Annotated in this window: 16 protein-coding genes; 9 read left to right on the top strand and 7 right to left on the bottom strand. The window is 68.0% G+C overall.

Annotated elements, in window-relative coordinates:
• The first annotated feature begins 25 nt into the window (after window positions 1–25).
• Together coaBC and CUR96_RS11105 are read left to right on the top strand one after the other, a co-directional pair.
• Window positions 26–1,243, top strand: coding sequence for a bifunctional phosphopantothenoylcysteine decarboxylase/phosphopantothenate--cysteine ligase CoaBC (gene coaBC, locus CUR96_RS11110; RefSeq protein ID WP_102193381.1), 1,218 nt, complete (start codon window positions 26–28; stop codon window positions 1,241–1,243).
• A 33-nt stretch (window positions 1,244–1,276) separates the two neighbouring features.
• Entirely contained in the window at window positions 1,277–3,478 is a 2,202-nt protein-coding gene (locus CUR96_RS11105) for an ATP-dependent Clp protease ATP-binding subunit (RefSeq protein ID WP_102193380.1), read from the top strand.
• A 55-nt stretch (window positions 3,479–3,533) separates the two neighbouring features.
• On the opposite strand, the gene CUR96_RS11100 is transcribed toward CUR96_RS11105, so the two are convergent.
• Together CUR96_RS11100 and CUR96_RS11095 are read right to left on the bottom strand one after the other, a co-directional pair.
• On the bottom strand, window positions 3,534–4,121 hold the full coding sequence (locus tag CUR96_RS11100; RefSeq protein ID WP_102193969.1) for a nitroreductase family protein: 588 nt from the start codon (window positions 4,119–4,121) through the stop codon (window positions 3,534–3,536).
• Window positions 4,122–4,238: 117 nt separating this feature from the next.
• Complete coding sequence (locus tag CUR96_RS11095; protein ID WP_102193379.1) at window positions 4,239–5,147, bottom strand: LysR substrate-binding domain-containing protein; 909 nt, start codon at window positions 5,145–5,147, stop codon at window positions 4,239–4,241.
• Between the two features lie 132 nt (window positions 5,148–5,279).
• Between CUR96_RS11095 and CUR96_RS11090 the strand changes: the two genes are divergently transcribed.
• Entirely contained in the window at window positions 5,280–8,723 is a 3,444-nt protein-coding gene (locus tag CUR96_RS11090; protein WP_102193378.1) for a bifunctional proline dehydrogenase/L-glutamate gamma-semialdehyde dehydrogenase, read from the top strand.
• 105 nt (window positions 8,724–8,828) lie between these two features.
• Here the strand turns inward: CUR96_RS11090 and CUR96_RS11085 are convergent, their stop codons facing one another.
• From CUR96_RS11085 to CUR96_RS11065, 5 genes are all read right to left on the bottom strand, one after another.
• Window positions 8,829–9,917: an ABC transporter permease gene (locus tag CUR96_RS11085; RefSeq protein WP_102193377.1), complete on the bottom strand. Its 1,089-nt coding sequence runs from the start codon at window positions 9,915–9,917 to the stop codon at window positions 8,829–8,831.
• Window positions 9,914–10,804, bottom strand: a complete 891-nt coding sequence (locus tag CUR96_RS11080) for an ABC transporter ATP-binding protein (protein WP_102193968.1) — start codon at window positions 10,802–10,804, stop codon at window positions 9,914–9,916. The genes CUR96_RS11085 and CUR96_RS11080 overlap by 4 nt, the downstream gene beginning before the upstream one ends.
• A gap of 85 nt (window positions 10,805–10,889) precedes the next feature.
• Complete coding sequence (locus tag CUR96_RS11075; protein ID WP_102193376.1) at window positions 10,890–12,065, bottom strand: benzoate/H(+) symporter BenE family transporter; 1,176 nt, start codon at window positions 12,063–12,065, stop codon at window positions 10,890–10,892.
• A gap of 66 nt (window positions 12,066–12,131) precedes the next feature.
• Window positions 12,132–12,827, bottom strand: coding sequence for a response regulator (locus tag CUR96_RS11070; RefSeq protein ID WP_102193375.1), 696 nt, complete (start codon window positions 12,825–12,827; stop codon window positions 12,132–12,134).
• Between the two features lie 11 nt (window positions 12,828–12,838).
• Window positions 12,839–14,098, bottom strand: a complete 1,260-nt coding sequence (locus CUR96_RS11065; RefSeq protein WP_102193374.1) for a sensor histidine kinase — start codon at window positions 14,096–14,098, stop codon at window positions 12,839–12,841.
• A 135-nt stretch (window positions 14,099–14,233) separates the two neighbouring features.
• Here CUR96_RS11065 and CUR96_RS11060 point away from each other — a divergent pair, with 135 nt between their 5' ends.
• The 6 genes from CUR96_RS11060 (at window position 14,234) to CUR96_RS11035 (ending at window position 19,598) form a co-directional block, all read left to right on the top strand.
• Window positions 14,234–14,674, top strand: a complete 441-nt coding sequence (locus CUR96_RS11060; RefSeq protein ID WP_102193967.1) for a VOC family protein — start codon at window positions 14,234–14,236, stop codon at window positions 14,672–14,674.
• A gap of 1 nt (window position 14,675) precedes the next feature.
• Window positions 14,676–15,371 (top strand): winged helix-turn-helix transcriptional regulator, encoded by a 696-nt coding sequence (locus CUR96_RS11055; RefSeq protein ID WP_102193373.1) that lies wholly within the window; start codon window positions 14,676–14,678, stop codon window positions 15,369–15,371.
• On the top strand, window positions 15,368–16,003 hold the full coding sequence (locus tag CUR96_RS11050; protein ID WP_102193372.1) for a dihydrofolate reductase family protein: 636 nt from the start codon (window positions 15,368–15,370) through the stop codon (window positions 16,001–16,003). Before CUR96_RS11055 ends, CUR96_RS11050 begins: the two co-directional genes overlap by 4 nt.
• Before the next feature lie 170 nt (window positions 16,004–16,173).
• Window positions 16,174–18,210, top strand: a complete 2,037-nt coding sequence (locus CUR96_RS11045; RefSeq protein ID WP_146008151.1) for a carboxypeptidase-like regulatory domain-containing protein — start codon at window positions 16,174–16,176, stop codon at window positions 18,208–18,210.
• An 87-nt stretch (window positions 18,211–18,297) separates the two neighbouring features.
• Window positions 18,298–18,975, top strand: a complete 678-nt coding sequence (locus CUR96_RS11040; protein ID WP_102193370.1) for a T6SS immunity protein Tdi1 domain-containing protein — start codon at window positions 18,298–18,300, stop codon at window positions 18,973–18,975.
• Entirely contained in the window at window positions 18,972–19,598 is a 627-nt protein-coding gene (locus CUR96_RS11035; RefSeq protein WP_102193369.1) for a hypothetical protein, read from the top strand. The genes CUR96_RS11040 and CUR96_RS11035 overlap by 4 nt, the downstream gene beginning before the upstream one ends.
• Window positions 19,599–19,628 lie beyond the last annotated feature (30 nt).

Below are 19,628 nucleotides of genomic sequence, written 5' to 3'. Positions count from 1 at the left end.
CGTCGGGCTGGGGCAGAATCGAACCGTGAACATCGTCGTCGGAGTCACCGGTGGTATCGCCGCCTACAAGAGCGTGCACCTGGTGCGCCTGCTCACCAAAGCCGGGCATGAGGTGACGGTGATCCCCACGGAGGATGCGCTGCGTTTCGTCGGCCTGCCTACCTGGGAGGCGATCAGCCGGCATCCGGTCACCACGAGCGTGCACGACGACGTCGCCAAGGTCCGTCACGTCGCACTCGGGCAGGCGGCAGACCTGGTGATCGTCGCACCGGCCACGGCCAACACGATCGCGAAGATGACCGCCGGGCTGGCGGACGATCTACTCGGCACCACGCTGCTCGCCACCACGGCACCGGTCGTCATCGCCCCGGCGATGCATGCCGAGATGTGGCAGCATCCGGCGACGCAGGCGAACATCGCGACCCTGCGCGCGCGAGGCGTGCGTCTCGTCGGACCGGCCGACGGCGAGCTGGCCGGTGGCGACAGCGGGCCGGGACGGATGTCGGAGCCCGAGGAGATCTTCACCGCGGCGCTCGCGGCCCTCGCGCCCGGCGATCTCGACGGTCTCCGGGTCGCGGTCTCCGCCGGCGGTACGCGCGAGCCGATCGACCCGGTGCGCTATCTCGGCAATCGCTCCAGCGGCCGGCAGGGTGCCGCTCTCGCCATCGAGGCGGCGGAGCGGGGTGCCGAGGTGCTGCTGGTCGCCGCGAACGTGTCGCACGACGTGCTCGCGATCACGCAGCATCCGCGGGTCCGCATCATCGGCGTGGGCACGGCGGCCGAGCTGAGTGCCGCCATGCGCGAAGCGGCGGGGAAGTCGGATGCGGTGGTGATGGCGGCCGCGGTCGCGGACTACCGCCCGGTCGAGGTCGCCGATCGCAAGCTCACCAAGGAGTCGGGTCCGCTGACCTCGATAGCGCTGGCCGAGAACGAGGACATCGTCGCGGGGCTCGCCCGCGATCGTCGAGAGGGACAGGTGATCGTCGCTTTCGCCGCGGAGACGCCCGAGGCGGGCGGCGGGGTGGACGACGGCGAGCTGATGGAGCGCGCCCGGAGGAAGCAGCAGCGCAAGGGAGTCGACGTCCTGGTGGTGAACGAGGTCGGCTGGGACCGCGGTTTCGAGTCGGCGGACAATGCCGTGCGCATCCTCGGACCCGGTGGGGCCGTCGTCGGTTCTGCGGCCGGCTCGAAGAGGGACGTCGCCGGAGCGATCTGGGATGCCGTGGTAAAGTTGAGTCAATAGGACTCAACTTTAGGAGACTCTTCAGGAGGAGCGATGACCAATCCCGCGCAGGACGACCAGCGGTCCGCGCTCGAGCAGTTCGGGATCAACCTCACCGACCGCGCGCGCCAGGGCAAGCTCGACCCCGTGATCGGGCGCGACAGCGAGATCCGCCGCGTCAGCCAGGTGCTCACCCGGCGCACCAAGAACAACCCGGTGCTCATCGGGGAGCCGGGCGTCGGCAAGACCGCCGTGGTCGAGGGACTCGCACAGCGGATCGTCGCGGGCGACGTCGCCGAATCACTCAAGGACAAGGAGCTGATCACCCTCGACATCTCGGCTCTCGTGGCGGGCGCGATGTACCGCGGCCAGTTCGAGGAGCGCCTGAAGAGCGTCCTCAAGGAGATCACCGAGTCCGAGGGTCGGGTCATCACCTTCATCGATGAGCTGCACGTGCTGATGGGCGCCGGCGGCGGCGAGGGGTCGGTCGCGGCATCCAACATGCTCAAGCCCATGCTCGCCCGCGGCGAGCTGCGCATGATCGGGGCGACGACGCTCAACGAGTACCGCGAGTTCATCGAGAAGGATGCCGCGCTCGAGCGGCGCTTCCAGCAGGTGTACGTCGGCGAGCCGACCGTCGAGGACACGATCGCGATCCTGCGCGGACTCAAGGGCCGCTACGAGGCGCACCACGGCGTGACCATCGCCGACAGCGCGCTCGTCGCCGCGGCTGCTCTGTCGAACCGCTACCTGCCCGCACGTCAGCTGCCCGACAAGGCCATCGACCTGATCGACGAGTCCATGTCGCGGCTGAAGATGGAGATCGACTCCTCGCCCGTCGAGATCGACCAGCTCAAGCGCCAGGTCGACCGGATGAAGCTCGAAGAACTCGCACTCAAGAAGGAGAAGGATGCCGCGTCGAAGGAGCGGCTGAGCACGCTGCGCGAGCAGCTCGCCGAGATGGAACGCGAACTGGCAGGTCTCGAGGAGCGGTGGGCGCGGGAGCGCCAAGGGCTCAACCGGGTCGGCGACCTGAAGAAGCAGCTCGACGACGCGATCACGCAGCGCGACCTCGCGATGCGCGAGGCCGACTACACGCGCGCGTCGAAGCTCGAGTACGAGACGATCAAGCGACTGGAGCGCGACATCGCCGAAGCCGAGCAGGCCGAGGCTGCCGTGTCTGATGAGGGCCGCATGGTCAACGAGCAGGTCACCGATGAGGACATCGCCGCCGTGATCGCGGCATGGACCGGCATCCCGGTCGGCCGCCTGCTGCAGGGCGAGAGCGAGAAGCTGCTGCACCTCGAGACCGAACTCGGCAGGCGCCTGATCGGGCAGAAGGATGCGGTGAAGGCGGTGTCGGATGCCGTGCGCCGCTCCCGTGCCGGCATCAGCGACCCCGGCCGGCCGACCGGATCGTTCCTGTTCCTCGGCCCGACCGGCGTCGGAAAGACCGAGCTCGCCAAGGCGCTGGCCGAGTTCCTCTTCGACGACGAGCACGCCATGGTGCGCATCGACATGTCGGAGTACGGCGAGAAGCACTCGGTCTCACGTCTCGTCGGCGCCCCTCCCGGGTACATCGGCTACGAGCAGGGCGGTCAGCTGACCGAGGCCGTGCGACGTCGCCCGTACAGCGTGATCCTGCTCGACGAGGTCGAGAAGGCGCATCCGGAGGTCTTCGACGTGTTGCTGCAGGTGCTCGACGACGGGCGCCTCACCGACGGCCAGGGGCGCACGGTCGACTTCTCGAATGTCATCCTGATCCTCACCAGCAACATCGGCTCCCCGATCCTGATCGATCCCACGCTGTCCCTCGAGGCGAAGCGCGATGCCGTCATGACGCTGGTTCGGCAGTCGTTCCGTCCGGAGTTCCTGAACCGCCTCGATGACATCGTGATGTTCCAGGCGCTGTCGGAGGACGACCTCGCCCAGATCGTGGAGCTCTCCGTCGATCAGCTGCAGCGCCGGCTGCACGACCGGCGGCTCGAGCTGGCCGTCACGCCCGACGCCCGGTCGTGGCTGGCGGAGCGCGGCTACGATCCGATGTTCGGTGCGCGTCCGCTGCGCCGGCTCATCCAGTCCGAGGTGCAGAACAGGCTCGCGACGGCACTGTTGTCGGGAAGCGTGCATGACGGCGACACCGTGCGCGTGGACATGGCGGTCGACGGATCGGGGCTCGTTCTCACGGCTGCGCCCGCGCCGGTCGACGATGCGGCCGACGACGAAGTGATCGAGGCAGAGCTGCTCGACGAGTGAGACGACGAATGCCGCGGCCTGTTGGCCGTGGCATCCGCTCTCCGTGTGGTGAACGTCAGGCGCTGAGGATGACCGTCTCGTCGATCGGGCGGCGCACGCGCGGGGCGGTCTCGCCCTGCTGGATGCCCTCGGGAAGGGCCGCGGCGTCGCCGAGCTCGCCGATGGCGATGACCGTGGTCGCCGCGAAGCGCGGCGGGAGGTCGGCGAACTCGCGGACGACCTCGGGGTCGAAGCCGCTCATCTGGTGCACGAGCAGGCCGTCGTGGTGCGCCTGCACAGAGAGGTGGGCGACAGCCTGGCCGAGGTCGTAGACCGCGTGGCTGATCGCCGTGCCGTCTTCGGCCTCGGTCTCGGCGACGGCGACGATGAGCACAGCGGCGTGAGGGGCCCACAGCTGGTTGAACTCGACGAGCGAGTCGACGACCTGGGCGTGGAGTGCGGTGCCACGACGGGCGACGATGAAGCGCCACGGCTGCAGGTTGTACGCGGAGGGGCTCCAACGGGCGGCTTCGAGGGCGGCGGACAGCTTGGCCTCGTCGATGGCGGTGTCAGCGTCGAAGGCACGCGGGCTCCAGCGTCCGGCGAGGACGTCGAGCACGGTGTGCTCGGTGGGGGCGGTGCGATCGATGATGGGAGTGCTCACGGAGGTGCCTTTCGGATGGAGTGGATCGGACTCCATCGTCCGGGTACACCGGTGCCAACCGATTCATTCGCATGCATATTCCCGGATGTCCGAATCCATCCCGATGCGGGAGTTCCCTCAGGTGGGAAGGATGCGGTCCGCCGCCGCCTCGAGCGCGCGGCGGACCGCGCGGATGGAGGGAGCCGCGGCCGACACCCGCCGAGCGGAGGAGAAGATCTCGCGGCGCGGCGCCTCCGGCAATGTGACGAGATCGACCGAGGGGCTGTCGCCGCCCCAGACCAGTTCGGGCAGGAGTCCGACCGCGAGGCCGGCATGGATCAACCGAACGTGGGCGGTGAGGTCGGCGATCTCGTAGCGGACGTCGGGCTCGAACCCGGCGGTCCGGCAGAGCTGCTCGGCCCAGGCGCGCGACGCCGTGCCGGCCGGCTCCAGAACCCACGGCTCGTCGCGTGTCGACCACAGAGTCGCCACCGCATCCGCGCCCTCGCCGCTGCCTGGCCGGCGGGCGAGCGCGATCGCGTCGTGCGCGAGCACCACGCGATCGAGATCGGCGTGGATCGGCCGGGTGCGCCCCGGATACTGCTCGGCGAGGATGAGGTCGAAGTCGCGGCTGGAGACACCCACGAGGCCGGTCTCCGGATCGCACTCGGTCACCTCCACCCGCAGCGCCGGATGCTGCTCCTTCAGCGCTTGCAGGGCACTCGGCAGCAGCGAGTGCGCGGCCGACTGGAAGACGGCGACGCGCACGGTGCCGGTCACCTCGATGAGCGATTCGGCGACGGCGATCCGTGCGTGCTCGAGCTGGTCGAGGATGCCGATGGCCTCGGCCACGAGCACGTTCCCCTGCGGCGTGAACTGCACGCCCCGTCCCACTCGGCGCAGCAGCGGCACTCCCACCTCGCGCTCCAGCGCGCTCAGTTGCTGCGACACCGAGGCCTTGCTGTACGACAGCGCATCGGCGACGGCGGAGAGCGTTCCGCGGCGGGAGAGCTCCACGAGCATCCGCAGCCGGTTGACGTCCAGCATCCATGTCTCCAAGGTTCAGAAAAAGTGAACAGAATTCATGCAAATCGATTGATAGACGGAGCCTACCGAGCAGGATGAGAATGATCCAGCCGCACACGACCCGGGTGTGCGATCCCCGGAAGGTTCCCGCCAATGACTGTCGTTGCCACCCCGCGCACCGAAGACGTCGCCGCCCTCGTCCAGCGCTGGCTCGCCGAGAGCGAGACCCACCCGGTCGAGCCCGCCGCCCAGCGTCTCTCCGAGGTCCTCAAGGATCCGAACGGGCTCGCCTTCACCGTCGGATTCGTCGATGGCGTGATGCGTCCCGAGGACCTCTCGGTCGCCGGCCGCAAGCTGGCCGAGCTCGCGAAGATCACCCCTCAGTTGCTGCCCTGGTACCTGCAGGCCGCGATCCGCGTGGGCGGCGTGATGGCGCCGAAGCTCCCCGGCGTCGTCGTGCCGATCTCCCGCCGCGTGCTGCGCGCGATGGTCGGGCACCTCGTACTCGACGCCACACCCTCCAAACTCGGCCCCGCGATCGCGAAGCTGCGCAAGAGCGGCAATCGCCTCAACCTCAACCTGCTCGGCGAGGCCGTGCTCGGCGAGCGCGAGGCCGGTCACCGGCTGAAGGGCACCTACGACTTCCTGGCGCGCGACGACGTCGACTACGTCTCGATCAAGGTTTCCAGTGTCGTCAGCCAGCTCTCCATGTGGTCGTTCGACGAGGCCGTCGCCGACGTCGTCACGAAGCTCACGCCTCTCTACGAGCTCGCCGCCGCGGCAGAGGCCGCAGGCAAGGCGAAGTTCATCAACCTCGACATGGAGGAGTACCGCGACCTCGATCTCACGATCGCGGCCTTCACCACCATCCTCGACCAGCCGCAGTTCCGCGACCTCGAGGCCGGCATCGTGCTGCAGACCTATCTGCCCGACGCTCTCGCCGCGATGCAGCATCTGCAGGAATGGGCGACCGCCCGCCGCAGCCAGGGCGGCGCGCCGATCAAGGTGCGCGTCGTGAAGGGCGCGAACCTCGCGATGGAAGAGGTCGACGCCGCGATCCACGGCTGGCCGCTGGCGACATACTCCACCAAGCAGGACTCCGACACGAACTACAAGCGCGTGCTCGACTGGGCGATGACGCCGGAGCGGCTGGATGCCGTGCGCATCGGCGTCGCCGGCCACAACCTGTTCGACATCGCCTACACCTGGCTGCTCGCCCAGGCGCGCGGTGTCACCGGCGGGGTCGAGTACGAGATGCTGCTCGGCATGGCCACAGGTCAGGCCGAGGCCGTGCGCAAGGACGTCGGCCGCCTGCTGCTGTACACGCCCGTCGTGAACCCGGCCGAGTTCGACGTCGCGATCGCGTACCTGGTGCGCCGCCTCGAGGAGAACGCGAGCCAGGAGAACTTCATGTCGGCGGTGTTCGAGCTCGCCACAGACAGCACGCTGCTGCGTCGTGAACGCGAGCGCTTCGAGCGTTCGCTCACAGCCCTCGAGGCCGACCGCTCGGTGCCGAGACCGAACCGCATCCAGGACCGCACCGCCGAGGCACAGGTCCAGAGCGTCACCACCGAGGGCTTCGAGAACCAGCCCGACACCGACCCGGCGATCGCCGCGAACCGCGCCTGGGGCCGCGACATCCTCCGTCGCTCCGTGAGCACAGCGTTCGGCGAGGATGCCATCGCCGACGCGCGCATCGACACCGACGCGCAACTCGACGAGGTGTTCGCCGCCGCCGAGGCCGCAGCGATCAGGTGGGCGGCCCTGCCGGCCCGCGACCGTGCGGCGGTGCTGCACCGTGCGGGCGACGAGCTCGAGGCCCGCCGTGGCGAACTGCTGGAGATCATGGCCCACGAGGCCGGCAAGACGATCGCCGAGGGCGACCCCGAGGTGAGCGAGGCGATCGACTTCGCGCATTATTACGCCGAGCGGGCTCTCGACCTCGAGAACATCGCCGGCGCCGAGTTTGTGCCGTCGAAGGTGACCGTGGTCACCCCGCCGTGGAACTTCCCGGTGGCGATCCCCGCGGGCGGCGTGCTCGCCGGTCTCGCATCGGGTTCGGCGGTCATCATCAAGCCGGCCAAGCTCACCCAGCGCTGCGGCGCCGTGATGGTCGAGGCGCTGTGGGCGGCCGGCGTGCCGCGCGATCTGCTCGCGCTCGTCGATCTCGCCTCGCGCGACCTCGGCACCCGCCTGGTGTCGAGCCCGGTCGTCGATCGGGTCATCCTCACGGGCGCCTACGAGACCGCGCAGCTGTTCCGCTCCTTCCGGCACGACCTGCCGCTGCTCGCCGAGACCAGCGGCAAGAACGCCATCATCGTCACGCCGTCGGCAGACCTCGACCTCGCCGCCGCCGACGTGGCGCGCAGCGCCTTCGGGCACGCCGGCCAGAAGTGCTCCGCAGCGTCCCTCGCGATCCTCGTCGGCTCCGTCGCCGATTCCCAGCGCTTCGAGCGTCAACTGGTGGATGCGGTGACCTCGATGCGCGTCGGACTCCCGGCGGATCCGACGACCCAGATGGGGCCCATCATCGAGCCGGCATCCGGCAAGCTGCTGGCGGCGCTCACCACGCTGGACAAGGGCGAGCGCTGGCTGGTGAAGCCCGAGAAGCTCGACGCCGAGGGGAAGCAGTGGACCCCGGGTGTGAAGACCGGTGTCGCCGCGGGCTCGACCACGCACCTCACCGAGTTCTTCGGTCCGGTGCTCGGAATCATGCGCGCGAAGAACCTCGACGAGGCCATCCGCCTGCAGAACGCCGTCGACTACGGTCTCACCGCCGGCATCCATTCGCTCGACTCCGACGAGGTCGCCACCTGGCTCGACCGCGTCGAGGCCGGCAACCTCTACGTGAACCGCGGCATCACGGGCGCCATCGTGCAGCGTCAGCCTTTCGGCGGCTGGAAGCGCTCGGCCGTGGGCGCGGGTGCGAAGGCGGGCGGACCCAACTACCTCTTCGGACTCGGCGACTGGACTCCGGCCGAGCTGCCGTCGACGGCGGCCGGTGCGGCGATCGCCCCGGCGGTGGATTCGTTGCTGCAGGCGGCTGCCGGTGATCTGGATGCTGTGGAGAATGACTGGCTGCTGCGGGCCGTCGCATCCGACGAGCGCGCCTGGGTCGACGAGTTCGGAGCCGTGACCGACAGGTCCGAACTGGGCGTGGAGCGCAACGTCTTCCGGTACCGTCCGGTCGACGTCGACGTGCGCATCTCCGAGCATGCCCCGCTCGTCGAAGCGGTGCGCGTGCTGGCCGCGGCGCTCCGCAGCGGCAGCTCGTTCACGGTGTCGGCGCCTGCGCTGCCGTCGTCGATCGAGAAGACGCTGCGTGCCCACGGTGTGACGGTGAAGCATGAGAAGGATGCCGCGTGGGTCAAGCGATATGCGAAGGCCGAGCGCAGCTGGCACCGGGTGCGTCTCGTCGGCGGCGACGCCGGTGCACTGCACACCGCACTCGGCGGCTCCCCGGATGTCGCGGTGTGGTCGCACGCCGTCACCGGCGCCGGCCGGGTCGAGATGCTGCCGTTCCTGCACGAGCAGGCCGTCTCGATCACCAACCACCGCTTCGGCAACCCGACGACGCTCGCCGATGGCGTGATCTGAGACTCGGCCTCACTTAGCCGAGACCCCCGCAACGCACCGAGACCCCCTGCTGCGGCAGGGGGTCTCGGCGGTAGGGCGGGGTCTCGGCAGAGAGGCGGACGCGGGTCAGCCGCGCAGCGCCTCCATGAGCTTGACCCGCGCTCCCATGCGCAGCAGCGAGTTCTCGTAGATCTTCGCGCCGATCGCGATCGCGGCCACGCAGCTCGCGATCAGGATGATCAGTGACAGGATCGGCTCCCACCACTGCGCCTCGCCGACGAAGAGCCGCATCGGCATCCCGACCGGAGCCGAGAACGGCACGTACGACATGATCGTCAGCACCACCGGGTCGTTGTTGAAGAAGATCACGAGGAAGTACGGCGCCATCACGAGCATCGTGATCGGGGTGGTCGTCGCGCCGATGTCCTCCTGGCGGGAGACCATCGATGCGGCGGCCGCGAACAGCGACGCGAGCAGGACGAAGCCGAACAGGAAGAACACGGCGAACCAGATGATCGGCGACCCGAGAGTTGCCAGCACTTCCGTCTGCCCGGTGACGATGAGACCGACGGTCGCGATCGCCGCGAGTGCGAGGATCTGCGCCATCGCCAGCACGGTGTTGCCGATCACCTTTCCGGCGAGCAGGGTGCGGGACGGGATCGCCGAGAGCAGCAGTTCGACCACCCTCGTCTGCTTCTCCTCGACGACGCTCTGCGCGATCGTGCCGCCGAAGGTCGATGCCGCCATCAGGAACACGATCCCGAAGCCCAGCGCGATGATGTAGCGCAGCGCGGGGTTCGTCGTCGCCGGGTCGAGGATCTCCACCTCAGGGGTCTGCGCGAGCCCCATGACGATCGAGTCCGGAGCGTTCTCGAGCGCGATCACGGTGTATCCGAGCGGACCGTCGCCGGGGAGGACGGCTGCCTCCACCTTGTCGGAGCGCAGCAGCTCCTCGGCCTCGCCACGGTCGGCCACCTCGGTGATCGCGACGTTCGGCAGGGCTTCGACGACGGACGCCGTGGCCGAGGTCACCGCGACCTTCGTCGCCTCCGGGTTCTTGCTGGCGAAGCCGCCGATCAGAATGCCGGCCAGTGCGATCAGCAGCAGGATGCCGGTGGAGATCATGAACGCCTTGCTGCGCAACTTCGAGCCGATCTCGCGCTCGGCGACGAGCCAGATGGCGTTGGTGTCGCGGACGGAAGCAGGAGCGTTCACTGGATGACCTCCTTGAAGATCTGGGCGAGGGAGGGATGCCGCGGGGCGAAGCTGGCGACGTCGCCGCGTTCGACCGCCGAGCGCAGCACGCGCTGGGCCGTCTCGGGGCCGTCGGCGTCGAACAGCGCGTAGCTGCCCTCGAAGTCGACGACGGTCACACCGGGCTCGGTGCGCAACCACCCGGCATCGCCGGCGGAGATGAGCTCGTAGCGGTCGTTCGCATGCTCGGCGCGCAGCGCCTCACGGGAGCCGGAGGCGCGGATCGTGCCCCCGGCGAGGATGATCAGGTCATCGCAGAGCCGTTCGACCACGTCGAGCTGGTGCGAGGAGAACAGAATGGCGGCGCCCTCCGCCGCACGGGCCTGCAGCACGCCGGCGACCACATCGACGGCGAGTGGATCCAGGCCGGAGAACGGCTCGTCGAGGATGAGCACCTTCGGATCGTGCACGAGAGCGGCGGCGATCTGCGCGCGCTGCTGGTTGCCGAGCGAGAGAGACTCGACCATGTCGTTCAGACGCTCGCCGAGTCCGAGCTCGGTGAGCAGCTCGCTTGCGCGGGCTGTGGCATCCGCCTTGCTGAAGCCGTGCAAGCGGGCGAGGTACACGATCTGCTCGAGCACCTTCATCTTCGGGTAGAGGCCGCGCTCCTCGGGCATGTAGCCGAAGCGTCGACGGTCGTCGGCGGTGACCGGAGCGCCGGCCAGCTCGACGCGTCCGTCATCCGCGGCGAGCACGCCGAGGATGATGCGCATCGTCGTGGTCTTGCCGGCGCCGTTGCCGCCGACGAAGCCGGTGAGGCGTCCGGGGGCGACATCGAAGGAGACGTCGTCGAGCACCAGCCGCGAGCCGTAGCTCTTGGTGATGCCGTTCAGTTGGAGGTGGGTCATGCCGTTCACGCTACGGACCCCGGCGGCGCGCGGCATCCCCCGCACGGTTGATCCTGCCCGATCCCCCGATCGGCGGAGAGGAGGCTCAGCGCCGACCGGCGTGCAGGACCGTGCGCACGATGACTCCGGCGATCAGGGCCCAGAAGGCGGCGCTGACCCCCAGGATCGCGATCCCGGATGCCGCGACGAGGAATGTCACCACGGCAGGGATGCGCTCGCCGGGATCGTCGATGGCCTGCTGCACGGAGGAACCGAACGCCCCGAACAGTGCGAGCCCGGCGACGGCCGGGATCACGGCCATGGGCGCGAGGAGCGCGAGAGTCGCGAATGCGGCGGAGCATCCGCCGAGCACGAGGTACGACGCGCCGGTCGAGACGCCCGCGACCCAGCGGCGTTTCGGATCGGGGTCGGCGTCGGGCGCTGCGGCGAGGGCGGCGCTGATCGCGGCGAGGTTGATCGCGTGCCCGCCGGCCGGCGCGCCGAGCGCGGTGCCGAGACCGGTGACGAGCATCGCCGGTCGCCACGGCACCTCGTAGCCGTAGCTGCGCATGATCGCGATCCCCGGAACATTCTGAGAGGCCATCGTGACGATGAACAGCGGCAGCGCCAGCCCGACGAGTGCGCCGACGGTGAAGGTGGGAGCGGTGAGCTCGAGGTGCGGCAGCAGCAGTGCGGCATCGAAGGGCGCGCCTTCGCTGACGAGCGAGACCGCCACGACCGCGGCCGCGGCGACGAACGCGAGCGGCACGGCCCAGCGCGGTGCGAGGCGCGCGAAGACGAGCCAGGTGAGCACCACCGGCACCACCCCCCAGGGGTTCGCGACGATTCCTTTGATCGGCGCAAGGCATAGCGGCAGCAGCACGCCGGCGAGCATCGCCTGCGCGATCGACGGCGGGATGCGGGCGATGAGGGCACCGAGCGCCGGCCACAGCGCGGTGAGCAGGATGAGCGCCGAGGTGACCAGGAATGCTCCCACCGCAGCCGGCCATCCGCCATCGACCACGCCGGTGGCGGCGAGCAGTGCGGCACCGGGGGTCGACCAGGCGACGGTGATCGGCATCCGATACCGCCATGCGAGCACGATGCAGGCGATCGCCATCGTCAGGCTCACGGCGAGCAGTCCGCTGGCGGCCTGACCGGCTGTCGCTCCGACCGCGCCGAGCCCGGTGAGCACGACGGCGAACGAGCTCGTGAAGCCGACGAGCGCAGTGACGACGCCCGCCAGGATGGGGCGGGAGAGAGGAGCGGGAGTGTCGGTCATGGATGCCTCGGATCGGAACGGATGCTCCGAGGCTATCGGCCGTCCGGCGCGCTCCGCGGAGCGGGCCTAGGCCATTCCGCGCCGGTGGGCGATCACGACGGCCTGCACCCGATCGCGGGCCCCGAGCTTCTGCAGGACGCGGGACACGTGGGTCTTCACGGTCGCCTCGCCGATGAACAGGGCGGCTGCGATCTCGGCGTTGCTGCGGGCGTCGGCGAGAAGCGCCAGCACTTCGGCCTCCCGCTCGGTGAGTGGCTCTGTGAGAGGTTCGTGCACAATGCTGCGCGCGGTGGCGGGGCTTGCGGCGGGAGCGGCGGCCTCGACCCGAGCCGTCGTGAATCGCGCCAGCACTCGACGCGTCACCTCGGGCGCGAGCATCCCGTCGCCCGCCGCCAGAGCGCGCACGGCCGAGATGAGGTCTTCGGCTCCGGCGTTCTTCAGCAGGAATCCGCTCGCTCCGGCATCCAGCGCCTGGTACAGGTAGTCGTCGCGGTCGAAGGTGGTGACGATGGCGATCGCGGCGGACACCGAGGGGTCGGCGACGATGAGCCGGGTGGCTTCGATGCCGTCCATGTCGGGCATCTGCACGTCCATCGTGATGACGTCGGGGTGGAGAGCCGATGCCTGAGCGATGGCTTCGGCGCCGGTCGACGCCTCTCCGACGACGGTGATGTCGGGCTGGCTGTCGAGGATCGTGCGGAAGCCCGCTCGCAGCATGGCGTGGTCGTCGACGAGGAGCACGCGGATGGGGGAGTCTGGCATGCGGATGGTCCTCACGCGGTTGTAACGGTTGCGGCGGGGGGCGCCGGCAGCGGGACGGTCGCCCGCACCCGGAAGCCGCCGAGCGGGCGGGGGGCGAGGTCGATCGTGCCACCGGACGCGATCGCGCGTTCACGCATGCCGAGCTGGCCGAGACCCGGGCGGAGCGTCGTCACCGTTCGCCCGGTGTTGACGATCTCGACCTCGACGCTGTCGTCCGCGTAGCGCACGCGGACGTCGGCGGTGGCCCCGGCACCGGCATGGCGGCGGGCGTTCGTCAGCGACTCCTGGGCGATGCGGTACAGGTTCACCGCGACGAGCGAGGGCACGGGCGCCGGCTCGCCGATCACCGCGTACTCGGTCGGAAGTCCGGCCTCGGATGACGCCTCTGCGAGAGCGCCGATGTCGTCGAGGGTGAGGGTGGAGGCGCCATCCGTCGTCTCCCCGCCGGGTGTGCGCAGTGTCTCGAGAAGCTGCCGGAGCTCATGGATCGCATCGCGGGCCGACCCCTCGATGCCGGTGAGGATGCGACGCGACTGCTCGGGATCCTGATCGAGCACGACGCGCGCGGCGCCCGCCTGGACTCCCATCACCGAGACGTGGTGGGCCACGACGTCGTGGAGTTCGCGGGCGATCCGCACCCGGTCGAGCGCCACCGCCTGCGCAGCGGTGATCTCGCGCTGGTGCTCGAGTTCGACGGTGCGCTGCTCCAGCGCGGCGCGCTCGGAGGCGGCGAGCCAGGAGCGCTCGCCGAAGTAGTAGGCGCCGCCGAAGTAGAGGATGTTCAGCATGATCTGGATCAGCATGAACGCCACATAGGGGGAGAACGCGCCGGCGGCGACGTCCGCCTTGTTCGCCTCGTCGATCGCGTCACGGTACATCGTGACGATCAGCCAGGCGAACATGGCCAGGATCAGGGACACCCGCACGATGAAGGCGCGGCGTCGGCTGTTCATCCACGCGCCGACCGTGTAGAGCGAGACGAACATCGCGATGTTGCCGACGTAGATCTCCGGCACCTTGAACGTGATCGCGGCGAAGTAAGCCAGCGCGATGATGATCGCGACGACTCCCGGCCAGCGACGACGCACGGCCAGCGGAGCGGTGACCACGAACGCGTAGACGAGCGCCGTCCACGGCTCGGCCTGTTCATCGCCGTACATCTCGGCGACGGTCGACAACGCCGCGCTCAGGATCGCGCCGATGAACATCACGACGGCGAGAACGAGGTCGCTCCGCAGCTCGCGCGGGGACGGCGTACGGGTGAACGGCATCCTCCCACCGTATGCGGGGCGGATGCCGGCGGCATCCCCCGCGCGACGGATTCGCGGATCACTTGCTATTGACAAGTTTGCTTGCTTTTTGCAAGTATCGAGAAGTCCACACCGGACACCATCGAGAGAGGAGTCATCGTGACCAAGGTCTTCGTCAACCTGCCCACCAGTGATCTCGAGCGGAGCAAGGCGTTCTACACCGCGCTCGGCTGCGACATCAGTCCGCAGTTCACCGACGAGAACGCCGCGTGCATCGTCTGGAGTGAGGACATCTACTTCATGGTGCTCAAGCGCGAGTTCTTCGCCACGTTCACCGACAAGCCGATCGCCGACCCGAACGAGAGCGTTCAGGTCTCGGTCGCCTTCAGCAAGGACTCCCGCGACGAGGTCGACGACGTCCTCGCCAAGGGCCTCGCCGCGGGCGGCGCCGAGCCGAAGCCGGCGCAGGACTACGGCTTCATGTACTCGCGCGACCTGGACGACCCGGACGGCAACTCGCTCGGCTTCCTCTACATGACCCCGGAGGCCGTCGAGAACGGGCCGGAGCACATGGCGGAGCAGAGCGCCGCATCCTGACATGGCCGCGCGCAGCTACGGTCAGTACTGCGGTGTGACGACGGCCGTCGAGCTTATCGGGGAGAGGTGGGCGCTGCTCATCGTCCGCGATCTGCTCGTCGGTCCCCGTCGGTACACCGATCTCAAACAGGGCCTGCCGCGCATCCCCACCAACATCCTGTCCACGCGTCTGAAGGAGCTGCAGGAGGGCGGGGTCGTGCGCCGGGTGCCGCTGCTGAACTGCGGCCTGGTCTATGAGCTCACCCCGTATGGGAGGGCGTTCGAGCCGATCATGCTCGCCCTCGGTCGGTGGGGCTTCCAGACGATGGGAGACCCATCGCCGGATGACGTGGTCACACCGGACTCGCTGACGATGGCTCTGCGCACGGCGTTCCAGGCGGATGCGGCGACGGATGCCGAGTACGAACTGCACGTCGGTGATGTCGCCCTGCGCGCCTCGGTGCGCGAGGGTGTGTTGCGCGTGTACCAGCTCGCGCCAACGGCGCCGCCGATCGGGGGTGCGCTGCCCGCGGGTGAGCCGGATGCCGTGATCGTCGCCGGTCCCGGCATCCGTCACCTGATCGCCGGCGACGTGACGCCGGATGAAGCGATCGCCCAGGACCTTCTCGCCGTAGTGCGGGGCGAGGTCTCCTGGCTGGAGTCGTTCGCGGCTTCCTTCCACATCGCACCGCTGATCGCGCAGAGGAGCGTGGCATGAGCACTGCAGAATCCGGACGAATCATCATCGACCTGTTCACGACCCTTGACGGTGTCGCCCAGGGTCCGGGCGGCACCGACGAGGACACCTCGGGCGGCTTCGACTTCAGCGGCTGGCAGGCCGGTTACCCGAGTTCGGGCGTCGGCGGCCAGGTGATGGAAGGGATGACCCATCTCGACGCGCTGCTGCTGGGGCGTCGTACGTACGACATCTTCGCCGCGTACTGGCCGCACCACACGGATGGGGAGTCCGGCGCCATCGGCACGCTCTTCAATCGCGTGCCCAAGTACGTCGCATCGAAGGATGCCGACGTCGCGCTCGACTGGAACGCATCCTCGCGCGTCGGGGCCGACTTGGCATCAGAGATCGCCGACATGCGCGCGCGTCATCGAGAGGTGCACGTGATCGGCAGTCTCGACTTCGTGCACACGCTGCTGGCCGAGGGTCTGTTCGACGAGCTGAAGCTGTGGGTCTATCCGATCCTGCTCGGTGCGGGCAAGAAGGTCTTCGACGACCGAGCGCTGCCCTCGGTCCTCACGCTGCTTGAGCCGCCCGTCGCCGATGACGGCGGAGTGACGCTGCTGCGGTACGGCCGGACCGACCGGGTGCCGGAGCTGGGGACGTTCGAGTAGTCCTTTCGTCCGGGCGAGGACGAGCCCGTGTGAAAGATTCTTTCTCAAGTGAGTGGACTTTCCCCTACATTTGGATTCAGCACAGTGCCGCGCGATCGGCGAGTGACTCATTTCAGATCGGCGCTCGGCACTGTTGACGCGCGTCGTCGGACTCTCGAAAGGGGAGAGCCTTGACACAACGACGCACGGTTCGACGAGGAGCGCTTCGCGCGCTGCTCGCGGGGATGGCGGTCCTGACCATGGTGTTCACGGGCGCGGTCACGGCCGTCGCGGAGGATGCCGCGGCAACGGCGACCATCACCGGCCATGTCAGCCGTGAGGGCGACGGAGCGCCGGTCGCCGGTGCAGCTGTTTACTTGAGCCCCACGGCTGGCGGATTCTCATACAACGGCACCACCGATGCGAGCGGCGACTACAGCGTCAGCGGACTCGCGCCGGGTGAGTACACCGTCCATTTCGAGGCGATCGGCACCGGGCTCATCACTGAGTACTGGAACGGTGTCTACGACTGGACGAGCGCACAGCGCATCGTTGTCGGCGATGGCGAAACGATCACTGGGATCGACGCCTCGATGCAGTTGGGCGGGTCGATCACGGGCCAGGTGACCCGTGAGAGCGATGGCTCTCCGGTGTCCGGTGTGACCGTCCAGGTGTCATCCAACTCACCGGCCGCTCCGAAGTACGCGTGGACGGGCATGGATGGGACCTACCGGATCTTCGGGATTCTGCCCGGCGACTACACGGTGAGGTTTACCCCACCGGCCGACAGCGGGCTCGGGAGCGAAGCGTGGAACGGGGTGCTCGACGGCGGTGCAGCCACGCCCGTGACGGTTGTGGCCGGAGACGCGATCGATGCAATCGATGCTTCTCTGGTTGCGATGGCGACGATCAGTGGACACGTGACGCGTGAATCTGACGGCAGCCCGGTACCGGGATTCGTCGACGTGCTGCCGGTCGGTTCCGTCGGTGGTCCGAGCGCGGCAATCGGTGCTGACGGGAGCTACAGCATCGGTGTCAGTCCCGGCACCTACATCGTGCGCTTTCGCCCACTCGACGAGCGGCTGTTCTCAGAGTTCTGGGAGAATGCTCGACTCCAGGAAGACGCGACATCCATCACCGTCGCACCTGGCGATCAGCGCACGGAGATCGATGGGCAGCTGAGCTCCGGAACTGCGATCACCGGGACGGTTCGTGCAGACGGGGGCGCCGTCGCGAATGTGAACGTGGCGGCATACGACGGCGATCAGGTGGCAGGCAACGCCTATACGAATGCAGATGGTGAGTATTCGCTCACGCTTCCTGCCGGCGACTACACGGTGGTCGCTCGGGCGCCGTTGTACAACCCGATCCATGCCACTCAGTACTACGAGTCCGCTCCGACCCGGGCCGAGGCGACGCCGGTGCAGCTGGGTGCGGACGCTGACCGTTCGGGAGTCGATTTCGAGTTGGTTCTCGGAAACGACATCCGTGGCGCGGTAGCTACGGCTGATGGAGGCGTTCCTCAAGGCGAGGGCGCCACGGTCATCGCCTACCGCGCGGGTTCCGACGGGTGGCAGGAGATCGAACGCGTTCCCTCTTGGGGCAGTTTCTCGTTCAGCCCGAATCAGGCGATCGACGGCGGAACCCTGCCTGCAGGCACGTACACGATCGGAGTGGAGCTGCCCGGCTTCTGCACCCAGTACTACGGCGGTGCCGCGACGCTCGAGGATGCTGAGACGTTCGATCTCACCGAGGGAGAGACCTTCACAGCTGCTGACGTGGTTCTGACGGTCGACTGCCCGGCGCCGAAGCCGACTCTCACACTCTCCGCGAACTCGGTCAAAGCCGGAGGTGATGTCACGGTGACCGGCGAGCACTTCGCACCCGGCGAGAAGGTCGTGTTCGAACTCCATTCGGAACCGGTCGCTCTTGGCGAGCTGGTGGCCGGTGATGACGGAACCCTGAGCGGAACTCTCCGCATCCCGTCGACGGCTCCTGCTGGAGCGCATCACATCGTCGCCCTCGGCGAGGAATCCGCCATCGAGGTGAGGGTCGCCATCGAGGTGACCGCAGCCCCCGGTGGCGGCGGCACCGGTGGTGGCGGCACCGGGGGCGGCTCGGGCCTGGCGAACACCGGAGCGACCGTTCCGATCACCGCCGTGCTGACCGGACTCTTCCTGGCCGCCTTCGGCGCCCTCCTCCTCCGTCGCCGGCGCTCCGCACTCTGAGGTTTCGTCTGGGGTCAACCCTGCAAATACGCGGGGGTGCCGTCGCTTTCGGCACCGGGACCTGGGGTGAGCGAAAGGAACTGCCGAGTGTTCGATCTCTTCCGCATCAAGTTCAGCCAAGATGGTGGCTACGCGCGGGGCCGCCAAAGCGTGTCTTGGATTGCCCCGAAGCTTCAATTTGTCACAGGCTATGCAGATTACTGTGCGGAGTTCGCGGGCGCGTCGTTTGACGGAGGGCTCTACAGGGTACACAACGCCGAATCCGCCTCCAAAGCGGGGGATCTCCTTCGCGGCGCGTTTCCGGACTTCGCCAAGCGCATTGTCCCTTTCGGCTACGACTGGTTAGGGAGACAGTTTGCGTTCGACTTCGGTCGAATGCGTGAAGCGGAACCGCAGATCCTTCTGCTTGAGCCCGGCACCGGCCAAGCGCTGGAGATCCCGACGACCTTCATGGAGTTCTGCGAGGTTGAACTGACTACCGAAACAAACGCTGCTCTAGCTGTTGAGTTCTTTGACGAATGGTCGATGCGAACTTCGCGGACGCATGCCCTGACGCGAGAGCAATGCGTGGGATACGTCGTGCCTCTATATCTTGGCGGCAGCGACACTGTAGAGAACCTGTCGATTACCCAACTCGACGTCTACTGGGAACTATGTGGGCAGATGCTTCGATCCACTCGCGCCCTTCAGGTGGGGGCATCGATCGCCTCCGTCGAATTCACGACTCCGCCGATCGAGAGTCCACTCGCGAGAGAAATTCCATGACCAGCACGAGAAAATCCCGTGGCGGGATCAGCGCCACCGAGTTGATGGCGCAGCTCGAGAAGGACGAAGCTTATCAGCGTAAGCGGGCCGCCTTCGATTCTGAGTTGCAGGAGCGAGGTCGAACGCTCAGGGTGGCCGAACAGCCAATCATCGCCGATCTACTTCGCGTGGGGGTCCACGTGGAATCCGTCTGGGACCTGGTGAATACGGCAGAGCCGTACCCGGCGGCCCTGCCCGTTCTCATTGAGCACTTCGAGCGCGGCGGCTACCCGGACCGGGTGATGGAGAGCGTCGGCCGTGCGCTGGCAGTCAAGCCGGCCGTGGCTTTCTGGGAACGCCTCAAGTCGCGCTACTTGGCTCCGAGAAGTAAAGGAGAGCAAGAAGGAGCAGCGGTGGCATTAGCTGCTTGCGCCACTGCGGCTCAGCTCGACGACCTGATCGCCTTCTTGTCGATTCACGACCGCGGTGATTCTCGGGTCTACTTCATTCATCCGGTTCTTACGGTGGGTGGTTCCCGCGGACGGCAGGTCATTGAAGTGCTACGCGCAGATCCGGTCTTTGGGAAGGAAGCCGCAGCGCTGCTCCGGCGAAAATCTCGCGTATCTCCCAGGGAGTTGCAGTGAGCGGGTATACCTGCCCAGTTTGTGGTTACT

It is taken from the genome of Microbacterium aurantiacum (assembly GCF_002872075.1).
GTDB classification, from domain to species: Bacteria; Actinomycetota; Actinomycetes; order Actinomycetales; family Microbacteriaceae; genus Microbacterium; species Microbacterium aurantiacum_A.
This window is presented reverse-complemented; position numbering and strand designations above follow the sequence as displayed.